This is a genomic window from Kocuria sp. UBA5001 (assembly GCF_002398425.1).
Classification (GTDB): domain Bacteria; phylum Actinomycetota; class Actinomycetes; order Actinomycetales; family Micrococcaceae; genus Kocuria; species Kocuria salsicia.
Map to the genome: position 1 here is coordinate 482 of NZ_DGYR01000009.1, position 14074 is coordinate 14555.

The following is a 14074-nucleotide window of genomic DNA, read 5'->3' on the forward strand; positions in this document are numbered from 1 at the left end:
ATCGGCATCATCTTCTTCGGCCCGTTCGAGCCGATGACCTACTTCCTCTCACCGCGCCCTGGCTCCGCGGAGCCAGGGACCATGGAGGCCATGAAGAAGGCCTCCGCGCAGGCCGCCCTGCACTGGGGGCTCAACGCGTGGGCCATCTACGGTCTCGTGGGCGTGGCGGTGGGCTACACCTCCTACCGGCGCGGCCGGGTTCCGCTCATGAGCTCCGTGTTCGCGCCGTTCTTCCGGCAGGGGCGCACGGACAACGTGGTGGGGCGGGTCATCGACATCCTCGCGATCCTGGCCACCCTGTTCGGCACGGCGGCCGCGCTGGGCATCGGTGCACTGCAGATCAGCCGCGGGGTGGAGATCTTCACGGGCATGGGGTCCACGGGCAACGCCGGTGCGCTCATCATCATCTCGGTACTGACAGCCGGGTTCATCGCCTCCGCAGTCTCCGGGGTGGCCAAGGGCATCCGGTGGCTGTCCAACATCAACATGGTGCTGGCCATCGGCCTCGCGCTGTTCTTCTTCGTCCTGGGGCCCACGGCGTTCCTGCTCAACTACGTGCCCGCGGTGATCGTCACGTACTTCGCCGAGCTGCCGGACATGCTCTCGGCGTCCATGTCCGACGGTCCGCAGATGCAGAAGTTCCTCTCCACCTGGACCACGTTCTACTGGGCCTGGTGGGTCTCCTGGGCGCCGTTCGTGGGGATCTTCGTGGCCAAGATCTCCCGGGGGCGTACCATCCGCCAGTTCGTGCTGGGGGTGCTGTTCATCCCCTCGACCATCGTGGTCATGGCCTTCACCGTGCTGGGCGGCACCGCCATCTGGCAGCAGCTGCAGACCCGCGCGATCGCCCCGGACAACACGGTGGACACCCTGCCCCCGCCGGAGGAGATCTTCTTCACCGTCCTGGACGTGCTGCCGGGCGCCGGGATCATGGCGGGTGTGGTGGTGGTCATGCTCGCGGTCTTCTTCGTGACCACCGCGGACTCGGCCTCCGTGGTGACCTCGCAGATGTCCCAGCGGGGCAACCCCAACCCCAAGCGGCGGGTGACGGTGTTCTGGGGCCTGTGCATGGCCGGGATCGCCGTGGTGATGCTGCTGATCGGCGGGCAGAACGCGCTGACCGGGCTGCAGAACCTCATCACGATCACCGCCCTGCCGTTCACGCTCATCATGTTCGCGATGGCCGTGGCCCTGCACAAGGACCTGCGGCGGGACCCGATGATCATCCGCGAGCAGTACTCGCGCTGGGCGGTGGACAAGTCCGTGCGCCACGGGATCGACGAGTACGGCGACGACTTCACGTTCGCCGTGGAGCACGCCCCGGACAGCAAGTGGGCCACGGGCGCGGACTTCGACTCCTCCGCGCCGGAGGTCACCGACTGGTACCAGCGCACGGACGAGGACGGCAACCCCGTGGACTACGACTACGAGACGGGCGAGTTCACGGGGGTCCCGGAAGAGGTGGGACACGATGACACAGGGGAGCCCTCGCAGGGCCATGCTGGGGATTCGGCGGGGAGCGGACGGCGGTAGGCCCCGGGCGGGAGCGAACCCGGGGCCGGTCGCCGTCAGCGACGCCGGTAGGCCAGGTCCCGCGGCACGCGACCGGCCTCGGTGGCCTTGCGCTCGAAGCTCGTGAGGATCCTGCCCTCCCAGCGGGGTGCCCAGCCGGTGTCCGGGTGCTCGTCGTCCGCGAGAGGGCCCGGGTGGAGGTTCTCGAAGTCTGCAGCCGCGGCGTCGAGGACCTCGCGCATCACCACGGCGTACTCCTGCCAGTCCGTGGCCAGGTGCCAGATCCCGCCCGGCTCCAGGACGCGGGCGGCGAGCTCGGCGAAGGCGGGGGAGACCAGCCGGCGCTTGTGGTGGCGGGTCTTGTGCCAGGGGTCCGGGAAGAACACCCACAGCTCGTGCACGGAGCCGGGCTCGAGCATGTGCTCCAGGACCTCCGGGGCGTTGGCCTGGGCCACGCGCACGTTGGTGACTCCGGCCTGTGCCGCCTTCATGAGCAGGTCCGCGATCCCGGGCTTGTAGACCTCCACGGCCAGGTGGTCGAGCTCCGGGTGCGCGGCGGCGTGGGCCACGATCGCCTCGCCGAGCCCCGAGCCGATCTCCACCACGAGCGGCGCCACCCGCCCAAAGGCTGCCTCGTGGTCCAGGCGGTAGGAGGGGTCCACGGAGGTGTCGGTCATGACGCGCGGGATCTCCAGGACCCATTCGCCCGCGTGCTCGTCCCACGCCTTCTGGCGCTTGGGGGACAGCCGGTCCCCGCGGCGCACGAAGGAGTAGGGCTGGCGGTGGAACGCCGGGTTCGACGGCGCTGCCGCCGCCGGGGTCTCACCCGCCCCGGTTCCCTGCTCGGCGCCGGGGGCCTGTCCTGCAGCGGCCGCGGGGCCGCCGGAGGTGGGGCCCGCGGGGGTGCGCTCGGCACCAGCACCCGGAAGGGCGGCGTCGTGCTCGGAGCGTTCGGAGACAGGGCGTTCGGGGACGGGGTGCTGTGGGGTGCGGTCGCTGGATTCCATCGTGGAACATCCTAGGTGGGGCGCGCGAGGTGTGGCGGATCCCGCGGGCCTGCGCGCGGACCCCCACGATCCGCCACCGCGCGTGCGACTAGCATGGGGGCATCCCACCCCCGTTGCCGCGTCGTCGCGCGCCCAGGAGATCCCGCATGTCCCAGAGCTCCGAAGCACCCGAGCCAGTTCGCAGCAGACTGGGGTTGAACCCGCGCCTGGACCGGGTGGTGTTCGTGGGCGCGCTGGGCGTCCTCTCCGCCGTGAGCCCCATGGCCACGGACATGTACCTGGCGTCCATGCCGGAGATGTCCCAGTGGTTCGACACCACGGCCAGCATGGTTCAGCTGAGCCTCACCGCCTACATGGTGGGCATGGCGATCGGGCAGTTCGTGCTCGGCCCGCTCTCGGACGTCCTGGGGCGCCACAAGCTCATGGTCGCGGGCACGGCACTGTTTCTTCTCTCCTCGGTGGTCATCATCTTCACCACGGACATCCGCGTGGTGCTGGCCCTGCGGTTCGTCCAGGGCGTCGCGGGCGCGGCCGGGGTGGTGATCGCCCGCGCGGTGGTCTCGGACATCGCCCGTGGCCACCGCGCCGCCCAGCTCTACTCGGTGCTCTCGCTCATCACGTCCCTCGCACCCGTGGTTGCACCGCTGGCCGGCGGGGTGATCGCCACCGTGGCGGACTGGCGTGTGGTGTTCTGGGTGCTCACCGGCTTCGGCGTGGTCATGCTCGCGTGCTCCGTGTTCGTCATCCCGGAGACGCTGCCGCGCGAGGCGCGCTCGGGCGGCGGGCTGGGACGGATCTTCCGCAATGCCGAGGAGGTGCTCCGCGACCGCGTGTTCCGCCGCTACGCGCTGAGCTTCGCGTTCGCCTTCGGCGCCCTGTTCTCCTACATCTCCGCGTCCTCGTTCGTGATCCAGAACGTGCTGGGCTACAGCGCGCTGGCGTACTCCGCGATCTTCGCGCTCAACGCGTGCGGGTCCATCGCCACGGGCGTGGTCAACACCAAGCTCGTGGGAAGCCGGTCCTCTGAGTCCCTGCTGCTGGTGGGCGTGGTGGGTCTGACAGTGTTCGCGGTTCTGAACGTGGTGCTCGTGCTGCTGGGTGTCCTGGGCACGGTCACCCTGGTGCTGATCTTCCTGGCCCAGGCATGCATGGGCTTCGTGCTGGGCAACGCCGTGGCCCTGGCGCAGCAGCGCGCCCAGCACAAGAAGCTCTCCGGGACCGGCTCGGCGGTCGTGGGCATGGGCCAGTTCGTGATGGCAGGGATCGTCACGCCCCTGACGGGGCTCGCGGGGGAGGGCAGCGCCGTCCCCATGGCGGTGTGCATGGCGGTGTGCGCGGCGGTCTCCGTGGTGACTGTGCGGCTGGCGAACTCCCACCACGCGCAGAGCGGTGCCTGAACGCGGCGCGGCACCCGCGTCCGGCACGACGCCGGGCAGCCCCAGTTCTGCGCGACGGCGCCGCGCTGGCCCCGGCCGACGACGCGAGCCCGACGACGTCGTCGGCCGCACCCGCCGCGCGACATGGCCCGCAATGAAGCGCAGAGTCCCCGGGCAGGGTCCGTGGTGTGGTTCACTTTCCGAAATGGTGACGGTTCCCGCGGGAAATTCACCGCTTCCGGCCCCCACACGACCGAGGGAGACTTCCATGCTCGACGCGCTGCAATCCATCCTCGACACCCTGGACGGGTTCGTCTGGGGACCGTTCCTGCTGATCCCCCTGCTGCTGGGCACGGGCATCTACCTGACCATCCGGCTCGCGGGACTGCAGCTCACCAAGCTGATCCCCGCGCTGCGGCTCGCGCTGTTCGAGCGCAAGGACCACGACGCCCCCGGCGGTGACGTCTCCCAGTTCCAGGCCCTGACCACGGCGCTCGCGGCCACGGTGGGCACCGGTAACATCGTGGGCGTGGCCACCGCGCTGTCCATCGGCGGGCCCGGCGCGCTGTTCTGGATGTGGGTCACCGGTGTGCTGGGCATGGCGTCCAAGTACTCGGAGGCGTTCCTGGGCGTGCGCTTCCGCACCCGGGACGCCAAGGGTGAGATCTCCGGCGGACCCCAGTACTACCTGTTCCGCGGCATTCCCAACGGCTTCGGCAAGTTCCTGTCCCTGTTCTTCGCGGTCGCCGCAGTGCTGGCCTCCTTCGGCATCGGCAACATGACCCAGGGCAACTCGATCTCCGCGAACATGGAGTCCTCGTTCGGCGTGCCCGTGTGGATCACCGGCCTCGTGCTGGCCGTGCTCACACTGCTCGTGCTCGTGGGCGGCATCAAGTCCATCGGCAAGGTCACCGCGGGTCTCGTGCCCGTGATGATCGTCTTCTACGTGCTGGGCGCCCTGTTCATCCTGGTCGTGAACATCGAGGCCGTGCCCGCCGCGTTCGGCACCATCTTCGCCTCGGCGTTCACCGGCCACTCCGCCGTGGGCGGCTTCGCAGGCTCGGCGATCATCGTCGTGGTTCAGATGGGCGTGGCCCGAGGCATCTTCTCCAACGAGTCCGGCATGGGCTCGGCAGCCATCGCCGCGGCCGCAGCCCAGACCACGCACCCCGTGCGCCAGGGCCTGGTGTCCATGACCCAGACGTTCATCGACACGATCATCGTGGTCACCTGCACGGGCCTGGTCATCGTGACCACCGGCGTGTGGGAGCAGGGCAAGGACTTCGCCGCCACCATGACCGGTGACGCGTTCAGCCACGGCCTGCCCGGCGGCTGGGGCCACCTGATCGTGACGCTCGGCCTGGTGCTCTTCGCGTACTCCACCATCCTGGGCTGGGCCTACTACGGCGAGCGCTGCATGGAGCGGCTCTTCGGCCGCGCTTCGGTGATGCCCTACCGCGTGTTCTTCTCGGTCATCGTGTTCGTGGGCTGCAGCGTGCCCCTGGCCATCGTGTGGTCCTTCGCGGACCTGATGAACGGGCTCATGGCGATCCCCAACCTGATCGGCCTGCTCATCCTCTCGGGCCTGGTGGCGCGGGAGACCAAGCACTACCTGCGCAACGACCCCCAGCTGCGGGCCGGCAAGGTGCAGGTGGACGGCTTCATGGAGGGCCGCCCCGGCGCGATCGACAGCTACGTGGCCCCGGAACGAGCGGGGGCACCCCGCACGCCCTGACCTGCGGTCCGGACGGCGCGACGTCGTCCCCTGCCCGGTCCGCAGGCCCCGCTGCCCGCCTCCCCGCTCCCGGGAAGGCGGGCAGCGCCCGTGTGCGCCACACCACGGGGACGGGAGTTCGGAGGTGTAATCTCAGCACACATGACCAACAGCTCCTCCGCCGTGTCCCCGCCCCACGCCCACTCCGGGCCCCCGCGGGGTCTGAGCAACCGGCACATCCAGCTCATTGCGATCGGCGGCGCCATCGGCACCGGCCTGTTCATGGGCTCCGGGCGCACCATCTCCCTGGCGGGGCCCTCGGTGGTCTTCGTCTACATGGTGATCGGGTTCTTCCTCTACTTCATGATGCGGGCCATGGGGGAGCTGCTTCTGTCCAACCTGCACTACAAGACGTTCGCGGACTTCGCGGCTGACCTGATCGGGCCGTGGGCCGGGTTCTTCGTGGGCTGGTCCTACTGGTTCTGCTGGATCGTGACAGCGATCGCGGAGCTCGTGGCCATCACCGGCTACATGCAGTTCTGGTGGCCCTCGGTCCCACTGTGGCTGCCCACGGTGGTGGTGCTCGCCGTGGTCTTCCTGCTCAACGCGGTGAGCGTGAAGAACTTCGGGGAGATGGAGTTCTGGTTCGCGCTCATCAAGATTGTGGCCATCCTGGCGCTGATCGTCACGGGTGTGGTCATGGCGCTGACGCACTTCACGTCCCCAGACGGCCACGTGGCGCAGATTGCGAACCTGTGGAACGACGGCGGGTGGTTCCCGCACGGCGCCATGGGTGTGGTCGCGGGGTTCCAGATCGCGGTCTTCGCGTTCGTGGGTGTGGAGCTCGTCGGCACCACCGCCGCCGAGGCGCGCGATCCCCGCAAGACCCTACCGCGCGCGATCAACTCGGTGCCCGTGCGCATCCTCATCTTCTACGTGGGCTCCCTGCTGGCCATCCTGGTGGTCATGCCGTGGCGGGCGATCGATCCGGAGCAGTCCCCGTTCGTGGCCATGTTCGCGCTGGCCGGGCTGGCTGGCGCGGCCTCCGTGGTGAACTTCGTGGTGCTGACCTCCGCGATGTCCTCCTCGAACTCCGGTGTCTTCTCCACCTCGCGCATGCTCTTCGGCCTCGCGGCGGAGGGCAGCGCACCGCGGCTGTTCACCGGACTGAACAAGGTGGGTGTTCCGGTGCGGGCCCTCTACGTCACCGCCCTTGTGCTGCTGCTGACCATCCCCGTGCTCTACGCCGGGGACTCGATCATCGAGGCGTTCACCCTCATCACCTCGGTGGCCTCGCTGCTGTTCATGTTCGTGTGGTCCATGATCCTGGTCTCCTACATGCGCTACCGCCACAAGTTTCCGGAGCGCCACCGCTCCTCCGAGTACAAGATGCCGGGTGGTGTGGTGGCGTGCATCGCCGTGCTGCTGTTCTTCGCGTTCGTGGTGTGGGCGCTGAGCCTCGAACCGGAGACGGAAACGAGCCTCGTTGCACTGCCCGTGTGGCTCGGACTGCTGGGCGTCGCGTGGGTCTTCGTGCGCCGCACCGAGTCCCACCGCCAGGCGTTCGCGTGGTTCAAGAAGGAGATGGAACGCCCCGTGGAGAACGAGCACTCGGAGGGCTGAACCGCCCCTCGAGGGGCCGTCCCCGCCGAGGAGACGTCGCCGCCCCAGCCGAGTGGGCGACGTCGCCCCGGCCGAGGACTCGGGCGTCCCCTTGCGCGCCCGCTCGTCGGACCACCGTTCCGGACCAGCGTCCCGGGCTCCTGCCCACGGGCCGTGCCCCCGCCTATGGTGGGGGCATGACACGACTGCCCGAACCCCTGACCCTGACCGCGCCGCACGGCGAGGGATCCGTGCTGAGCTACGGTGCCCACGCGATGTCCTGGGCCCCGGAGGGCCACGAGCCCGTCCTGTGGGTCTCCTCCCGCGCCGCCACCGAGACCGGGCGTGCGATCCGCGGCGGCGTCCCCGTGTGCTTCCCGTGGTTCGGTCCCGGTCGCACCGGTGAGATGACCCCCGCCCACGGCTTCGCCCGGATCACCGAGTGGCACCTGGACGAGCAGGGCCAGGACGACGCCGGCAACGCGTTCGCGAGCTTCTCCCTCACGCCGCAGGACGTCTCCGTGCAGCTGCGCGAGTCCTTCCCGTACGAGTTCTCCGCCACCCTGCGCATGACCGTCGGTTCAGCACTGTGCCTGGACCTGCGCGTCACCAACACCGGCGACGAGACCTTCGAGATCGAGGAGGCCCTGCACACCTACCTCAGCGTGGGCGATGCCACCCGCGTGCGGGTCCACGGGCTCGACGGCGTGACCTACCACGACAAGGTCACAGGTGAGCAGCGCACCCAGTCTGGGGACCTCACGATCACGGGTGAGACCGACGCCGTCTTCGCCCACCGCGGCGAGGTCCGGGTTCTGGACCCGGCCCTCGGGCGCACGCTCGTGGTCTCCAAGGAGGGCTCGGACAGCACCGTGGTCTGGAACCCCTGGCAGGACAAGGCCGTGGGCATGTCCGACTTCGCGGACGACGAGTGGCAGCGGATGCTGTGCGTCGAGGCAGGCAACGTGATGGGATCGCCCGTGCGGCTGGCCGCCGGCGAGTCCCACGTGCTCGTTCAGAGCATCGAGGTGGAGCCGCTCGCCGAGGACGACGCCGCCCCGCAGGGCTGAACCGCCCGGCTCGGGCGGGCGCGGGGTTGCGGACCCCGTGCCTGCCGACTCGCGGTCACCGCGCATCCGGACCGCTCGTGGCGGGCGACGCCGCACTGCAGAGTTGGGCCCTTCCGCTGCGGGCGACCCGTGGAACCGCCTGCGAGCGACCCCCGGAACTGTCAGGCGCTCGCGCGGGGCCCAGCTGCAGTGTCGGCGTCGGAACGCGGTGCGGGCGCCGAGCCCGTCTCCGAGAGGGCGGGCTTTGGGGAGGTGAGGTCCACTGTGTGGTGGATCTGGGCGTCCAGGGCGCCGGGGCGGGTGCCCATGAAGTTGTCCACCTCCTGCGCGGTGGCGTTGAACTTGGGGTCGTGCTTCAGGTAGAGGTTCGTCTCGCGCACCACCAGACCGGAGAGCAGGACCAGGCCGATCAGGTTGGGGATGGCCATGAATCCGTTCATGATGTCCGAGAACGTCCACACGAGGGTCAGCGGCGCCAGCGCGCCCAGGCCGGCTGCGATCGAGAAGACCACGCGGTAGACGATCGCCGCCCGGGCACCGGCCAGGCGCTCTACGTTGCGCTCGCCGTAGTAGGCCCAGCCGAGCACCGTGGAGTAGCCCAGCAGCACCAGGCAGATGGTCACGATCGTGCCGCCCCAGGAGCCGGGCAGGCCGGTGGAGAACGCCACCGAGGTCATGGTGGCCGTGTCCGTGCCGCTCCACACGCCCGTGGAGAGGATCACGAAGCCCGTGATGGAGATGACCACCAGGGTGTCCACGAAGGTCTGGGTCATGGACACCAGGCCCTGTCGCACGGGGTGGCTGGTCTGGGCGATCGAGGCCGCGATGGATGCGGTGCCCATGCCGGACTCGTTGGAGAACAGGGAGCGCGCCGCGCCCATCTGGATGGCCATCAGCACGGTGGAGCCCACGAAGCCGCCGGTCGCTCCCATGGGGGTGAAGGCGCCCTCGAAGATCAGGCGCAGGGCTTCGGGGATGCCCCGGTAGTTCACGCCGATGATGTAGAGCCCGGAGCCGATGTAGAGCACGATCATCAGGGGCACCAGGTAGGTGGTGACCTTCGCGATGGACTGGATGCCGCCCAGCAGGGCGATGCCCGTGCCCACGGCCAGGACGGCGGCCGTCAGGAGCGGTGGGACGTTGAAGGAGTGCTCCAGGTTTGAGGCGATCGCGTTGCCCTGGGTCATGTTGCCGATCCCGAACGTGGCCACCACGCAGCACACTGCGAACATCACGGAGAGGAAGCGCCCGAACTTGTTGGGGATCCCGCGCGCCAGGTAGACCTGCGGGCCGCCCGTGAGCTGCCCGGCGGTATCCCTCGTGCGGAAGCGCACGCCCAGGAAGCACTCCGCATACTTGGACGCCATGCCCACCAGCGCGGTGAGCCACATCCAGAACAGGGCCCCGGGTCCGCCCACGGAGATCGCCGCGGCCACGCCCACGATGTTGCCCGTGCCCACGGTGGCGGCCAGCGCGGTGGACATCGCGGCGAACGAGGTGATGTCCCCCTTCTCCCCGGTGCCCCGGGAGCGGCGCCCGAAGCCCAGGCTCATGGCCTTGGTGAAGAGCCGGAACTGGATGCCGCGCAGCCGGATGGTGAGGAAGACACCGGTGCCGAAGAGCAGGGGCAGCAGGAGCCAGGGCCCCCAGACGAGGTCGCGGACGAAGTCCAGGGTGTTCTGCAGGGTGTCCATGGGGGAGCTTTCGTGAGACCGGACGTGCGATGCTGTCCAACCTAGCGCACAGGGGCGGCGGGGGACGGGGGTTCGCTCCCGCCCCTGACATACGGCGACGCCGCAGTGGTGACCACTGCGGCGTCGCCGTCGTTAGGGCGTGGGGAGGCTACTTCTGGACCATCAGGCCCGCACCGATTGCGGCCAAGAAGAAGTCCTTGGACAGCGAGATGCCCTGCTCGGAGGGGCGGATGCCGTCGTCCTTGGTCATCTCCGAGTTGCGGAAGTACATGGTCAGCAGCCCGGCGCTGAACGCGAGCAGCCCCGCGCCGGCGAGGCGCTTGGAGACGAACGGGGTGACCAGCGCGGCGCCCACGGCCAGCTCGCTGCCGGCGATGAACGTGGCGAAGGTCTTGGAGTCCCACTCGGCGAACTGGGGGACGCCGGTGGCGGCGAACTGCTTGAGGCCCTCGGCCGCCTGGGCGTCCATGCCGAGCTTGCCGTAGCCGGACTGCAGCAGGTAGGCGCCTGAGACGCCGCGGAGGATGGCGTTGGAGATGCGCATGGGTGAACCTTTCATCGGGGTGGAGCGGGGTCGGGCAGAGGCCCGAGGTGCCCGCCGAGGATCGATGCTCATGCTAACAGCGGCCCGTTTTGAACCCCTCCCTGGCGCCCCATGCCGTGAGCGAACGGCTCGCGCACCCCGGCGGGGCCCTACCTAGGGTGGTGGCACACGGCGGGCGCCGCGCCCGCACGACCCGTTCGAGAAGGGGAAGTATGGACATCACCACCATGAAAAAGATCCTGCTGGTGCTCACGAGCCAGGACACGCTGGGCGAGACGGGCGAGCCCACCGGTTACAACGTGGCCGAGGCGTCCCACCCGTGGAAGGTGTTCCGGGATGCGGGGTACTTCGTGGACTTCGCCTCCATCGAGGGCGGGCGGCCCCCGCGGGACGAGGTCCAGGAGGAGGACCCGGTGCAGGTGGAGTTCACCCAGGACGAGACCGCGAAGGCCTCCCTCTACAACACCCCGAAGGTCTCCGTGGTGGACCCTGCGCAGTACGACGCCGTGTACCTCGTGGGCGGGCACGGCACCATGTGGGACTTCACGGGCAGCGCGGCCCTGCAGAAGCTCGTGGCCGCGGTCTACGACGCCGGTGGCATCGTCGGTGCCGTGTGCCACGGCCCCTCCGGGCTGGTGGACGTGGAGCTGTCCAACGGGGTGCGCCTGCTGTCCGGGCGCAAGGTGGCCGCGTTCACCAACGCGGAGGAGGAGGCCGTGGGCAAGCGGCACACCGTGCCCTACCTGCTCCAGGACCGGCTCGAGGAGCAGGGCGCCACCGTCAAGGCGGCGGAGAACTGGGAGGAGAACGTCCAGGTGGACGAGCGTCTCGTCACGGGCCAGAACCCCCAGTCCGCGGCCGGCGTGGCCAAGGAGATGACCAAGCTGCTCACCGAGGTGGTGCGCGGGCAGAAGGCCGAGGAGGAGCAGGCGGCGCAGGCGCTGCGCGAGGAGCACGACGCCGGGAAGGCCGAGGGCGAGGACGAGCGGGAGTGAGGCCTCTCGCGCTGGTCACCGGGGCCTCCTCCGGCATCGGGTTCGAGATCGCCGCCCAGCTCAGCGCCCGCGGCTACGACATCGTGGGTGTGGGTGCGAGCGGGCGGATCGGCACCCTGCAGAGCGAGCTCGAGAAGGCTGCGGACGCCGCGACCCCGGTGGGCACGGTGGTCTCCGTGCGCGCGGACCTCAGTACCGCCGAGGGGGTGGAGCACGTCTGGGACCAGGTCGAGTCGCTGGGCCGGCACCTCGACGTCGCCGTGCTCAACGCCGGGAAGTCCCTGGGTGGGTCCTTCGTGGACACGGATCTCGAGGACGAGCTGCGCATGCTGGACCTCAACGTCACCGGACAGGTGCGCCTGGCCAAGCACGTCGTGCAGACGATGGCACGGCAGCGTTCCGGGCGGATCCTCATCACGGCCTCGCTCTCCGCACTGACCCCCACGCCGTACGAGTCCATCTACGGGCCAACGCGGGCGTTCACCTACGCGTTCGCCCAGGGGTTGCGCGAGGAGATGAAGGAGTACGGGGTGGTCGTGACGGCGCTGCTGCCGGGTGCCACGGCCACCGGCTTCCACCACACGGCGGGGATGGACAACACGGTCTTCGGGTCCAACGAGTGGAAGAACGACCCCTCGCAGGTCGCCCGACAGGGTGTCGAGGCGCTGTTCGCGGACAGGGACCACGTGGTCGGCGGCAACCTCGCCACGCGCCGGGCCGCGCTGCTCAACAGGGTGCTGCCCGAGCGGGTCAAGGCCCGGCGCTTCGCGAAGGACAGCAGGCCCACGCCCTTGCACGGGACCCACTGAGAGGACCCGCGGGGGGGGGCGACGGCGCGGGTTCACCGCGCGGGGCCCCCGATGGGGTCGCCACGGACACCGGACCGGGGCGGCCCCGCTGACTCGTTTCCACGAGACTCATTTCCGCGACTCCTGGAGGTGAGCTGCACCACACGCGAGACTGAACGTGTTCACGAACCGCCCCACGCCCAGGAGATGCCATGTCAGAGTTCACGTCCCGTGTAGCACTGGTCACCGGAGGTGCCTCCGGAATCGGGGAGGCGGTCGCCAAGGACCTCGCGCGCCGCGGCGCGAAGCTGGTGGTCACGGACATCGACCCCACGGGCATCGACAACGTGGTGCAGGCCATCTCATGGCGGCCGGGGGCGACGCCGCGGGAATCCGTCAGGATGTCGCCAGCAGGTCCGACGCCGTGGCCGCCGTGGACTTCGCCGTGCAGACCTACGGCGGGCTGCACTACGCGGTCAACAACGCCGGTGTGGGCGGGCAGATGGAGGCCCTCGGGGAGACGAACCTGGACGCGTGGGAGCGCACCGTGGCGATCGACCTCAACGGGGTGGCCTACGGGATGCACGCCCAGCTGCCGGTGATCGAGCAGTACGGGGGAGGAGCAGTCGTCAACATCGGCTCCATCCACTCCACGGTGGCCACCACTTTCGGCCACAGCGCCTACACCGCGGCGAAGCACGGCCTCATGGTCCTCACCAGACAGGTGTGGACTACGCCCAGCGCGGGGTCCGGGTCAACGCGGTGGGCCCGGCGTACATCGACACCCCGCTGCTGCGCAGCGTGCCCCCGCAGGTCCTCGCGGGCCTGATCGCCAAGCACCCCATGGGCCGCCTCGGCACGGCGGAAGAAGTTGCGCAGCTGACCGCTTTCCTGCTCTCGGACCAGGCCTCGTTCATCACGGGAGGGTACTACCTGGTGGACGGCGGGTACGCCGCGGTGTGAGGCGCTGAGACGAGGGCCGCCCCCTGGTGGGGTCCACCGGGCAGGAGGTGTAGACTGGACCGGTTCCCCCGTACATATTGCGGGGTAGAGGCGCGCCGGTCCGAGGCGCGCAGTTCGCGCCCGACTCACGGCGCGTGCGCGCGAAATCGTTTCGCGCGGACCAACCCTGAAAGACGTTCCTTGTCTCATTCTTTCGAAGACCTCGGTGTGCCCGAGGCGCTCTCCGCTGACCTCGCCCGCGTGGGCATCACGGAAGCTTTCCCCATCCAAGAGAAGACTCTCCCCGATTCCCTCGCCGGCCGTGACGTGCTCGGCCGCGGTCGCACGGGCTCCGGCAAGACGGTGGCGTTCGCTCTGCCGCTCGTGACCCGCCTGGCCGGACTGGCCCCGGGTACTGCCCGGACGCGGCGTCGTGCCCACCGGCCCACGGGGCTGGTGCTGGCCCCCACCCGGGAGCTCGCCACCCAGATCGACCGCACCGTGGCCCCGCTGGCGAAGGCCGCCGGGCTGAACACCACCGTGATCTTCGGCGGTGTCTCCCAGAAGCGCCAGGAGAAGGCGCTCGCGGACGGCGTGGACATCGTGGTGGCCTGCCCCGGCCGTCTCGAGGATCTCATCAAGCAGGGCCTGCTGACGCTCGACGACATCCAGGTCACCGTTCTGGACGAGGCGGACCACATGGCGGACATGGGCTTCCTGCCCGTGGTCACCCGGATCCTCGCCAAGACCCCCAAGGGCTCGCAGCGTCTGCTGTTCTCCGCCACGCTGGACAATGGCGTGGACGTGCTGGTCAAGAAGTTCCTGAAGGA

At 69.6% G+C, this 14074-nt stretch carries 11 protein-coding genes and 1 pseudogene; 9 read left to right on the plus strand and 3 right to left on the minus strand.

The annotated features are described in order from the left end of the window. Positions 1 to 1533, plus strand: a 1533-nt coding sequence (locus B3G12_RS03935; protein ID WP_290499206.1) for a BCCT family transporter, incomplete at its 5' end; no start/stop codon positions are given. Positions 1534 to 1568: 35 nt separating this feature from the next. On the opposite strand, the gene trmB is transcribed toward B3G12_RS03935, so the two are convergent. Continuing rightward, positions 1569 to 2519 carry a tRNA (guanosine(46)-N7)-methyltransferase TrmB gene (gene trmB, locus B3G12_RS03940; RefSeq protein ID WP_238694045.1) on the minus strand — a complete coding sequence of 317 codons (951 nt, stop codon included), beginning with the start codon at positions 2517 to 2519 and terminating at the stop codon, positions 1569 to 1571. A gap of 146 nt (positions 2520 to 2665) precedes the next feature. Here trmB and B3G12_RS03945 point away from each other — a divergent pair, with 146 nt between their 5' ends. The 4 genes from B3G12_RS03945 to B3G12_RS03960 all read left to right on the plus strand — a co-directional run bounded on the left by B3G12_RS03945 (position 2666) and on the right by B3G12_RS03960 (position 8281). Next, a complete protein-coding gene (locus B3G12_RS03945) occupies positions 2666 to 3916 on the plus strand; it encodes a multidrug effflux MFS transporter (protein ID WP_290499207.1) in 1251 nt (416 codons plus the stop codon). A 247-nt stretch (positions 3917 to 4163) separates the two neighbouring features. Further along, positions 4164 to 5630, plus strand: a complete 1467-nt coding sequence (locus tag B3G12_RS03950; RefSeq protein WP_145010104.1) for an alanine/glycine:cation symporter family protein — start codon at positions 4164 to 4166, stop codon at positions 5628 to 5630. A 141-nt stretch (positions 5631 to 5771) separates the two neighbouring features. After that, the gene (locus B3G12_RS03955) at positions 5772 to 7232 is read left to right on the plus strand and encodes an amino acid permease (protein WP_144940980.1); all 1461 of its coding nucleotides are present in this window, start codon (positions 5772 to 5774) and stop codon (positions 7230 to 7232) included. Between the two features lie 176 nt (positions 7233 to 7408). Then, on the plus strand, positions 7409 to 8281 hold the full coding sequence (locus B3G12_RS03960) for a D-hexose-6-phosphate mutarotase (RefSeq protein ID WP_290499208.1): 873 nt from the start codon (positions 7409 to 7411) through the stop codon (positions 8279 to 8281). A 161-nt stretch (positions 8282 to 8442) separates the two neighbouring features. Here B3G12_RS03960 and B3G12_RS03965 read toward each other — a convergent pair whose 3' ends face one another. Then, on the minus strand, positions 8443 to 9975 hold the full coding sequence (locus B3G12_RS03965; protein ID WP_144940975.1) for an alanine/glycine:cation symporter family protein: 1533 nt from the start codon (positions 9973 to 9975) through the stop codon (positions 8443 to 8445). Between the two features lie 148 nt (positions 9976 to 10123). Beyond that, positions 10124 to 10519 (minus strand): hypothetical protein, encoded by a 396-nt coding sequence (locus B3G12_RS03970; RefSeq protein ID WP_144940972.1) that lies wholly within the window; start codon positions 10517 to 10519, stop codon positions 10124 to 10126. Positions 10520 to 10731: 212 nt separating this feature from the next. On the opposite strand from B3G12_RS03970, the gene B3G12_RS03975 reads away from it, so the two are divergent. The 4 genes and pseudogenes from B3G12_RS03975 to B3G12_RS03990 form a co-directional block, all read left to right on the plus strand. Further along, entirely contained in the window at positions 10732 to 11514 is a 783-nt protein-coding gene (locus B3G12_RS03975) for a type 1 glutamine amidotransferase domain-containing protein (RefSeq protein WP_144940969.1), read from the plus strand. Further along, positions 11511 to 12323, plus strand: coding sequence for an SDR family NAD(P)-dependent oxidoreductase (locus B3G12_RS03980; RefSeq protein WP_144940967.1), 813 nt, complete (start codon positions 11511 to 11513; stop codon positions 12321 to 12323). Before B3G12_RS03975 ends, B3G12_RS03980 begins: the two co-directional genes overlap by 4 nt. Before the next feature lie 191 nt (positions 12324 to 12514). Next, a pseudogene (locus tag B3G12_RS03985) lies at positions 12515 to 13265 on the plus strand (SDR family NAD(P)-dependent oxidoreductase). Between the two features lie 180 nt (positions 13266 to 13445). After that, on the plus strand, positions 13446 to 14074 hold a 629-nt coding region (locus tag B3G12_RS03990), incomplete at its 3' end, for a DEAD/DEAH box helicase (RefSeq protein WP_414672725.1).

Bases quoted from the DNA above. Each gene is read 5' to 3' on its own strand.
- B3G12_RS03975 (WP_144940969.1), top strand. From the start codon at position 10,732: ATGGACATCACCACCATGAAAAAGATCCTGCTGGTGCTCACGAGCCAG.
- B3G12_RS03945 (WP_290499207.1), top strand. From the start codon at position 2,666: ATGTCCCAGAGCTCCGAAGCACCCGAGCCAGTTCGCAGCAGACTGGGG.
- B3G12_RS03970 (WP_144940972.1), bottom strand. From the start codon at position 10,519: ATGCGCATCTCCAACGCCATCCTCCGCGGCGTCTCAGGCGCCTACCTG.
- B3G12_RS03965 (WP_144940975.1), bottom strand. From the start codon at position 9,975: ATGGACACCCTGCAGAACACCCTGGACTTCGTCCGCGACCTCGTCTGG.
- B3G12_RS03960 (WP_290499208.1), top strand. From the start codon at position 7,409: ATGACACGACTGCCCGAACCCCTGACCCTGACCGCGCCGCACGGCGAG.
- B3G12_RS03950 (WP_145010104.1), top strand. From the start codon at position 4,164: ATGCTCGACGCGCTGCAATCCATCCTCGACACCCTGGACGGGTTCGTC.
- trmB (WP_238694045.1), bottom strand. From the start codon at position 2,519: ATGGAATCCAGCGACCGCACCCCACAGCACCCCGTCCCCGAACGCCCT.
- B3G12_RS03955 (WP_144940980.1), top strand. From the start codon at position 5,772: ATGACCAACAGCTCCTCCGCCGTGTCCCCGCCCCACGCCCACTCCGGG.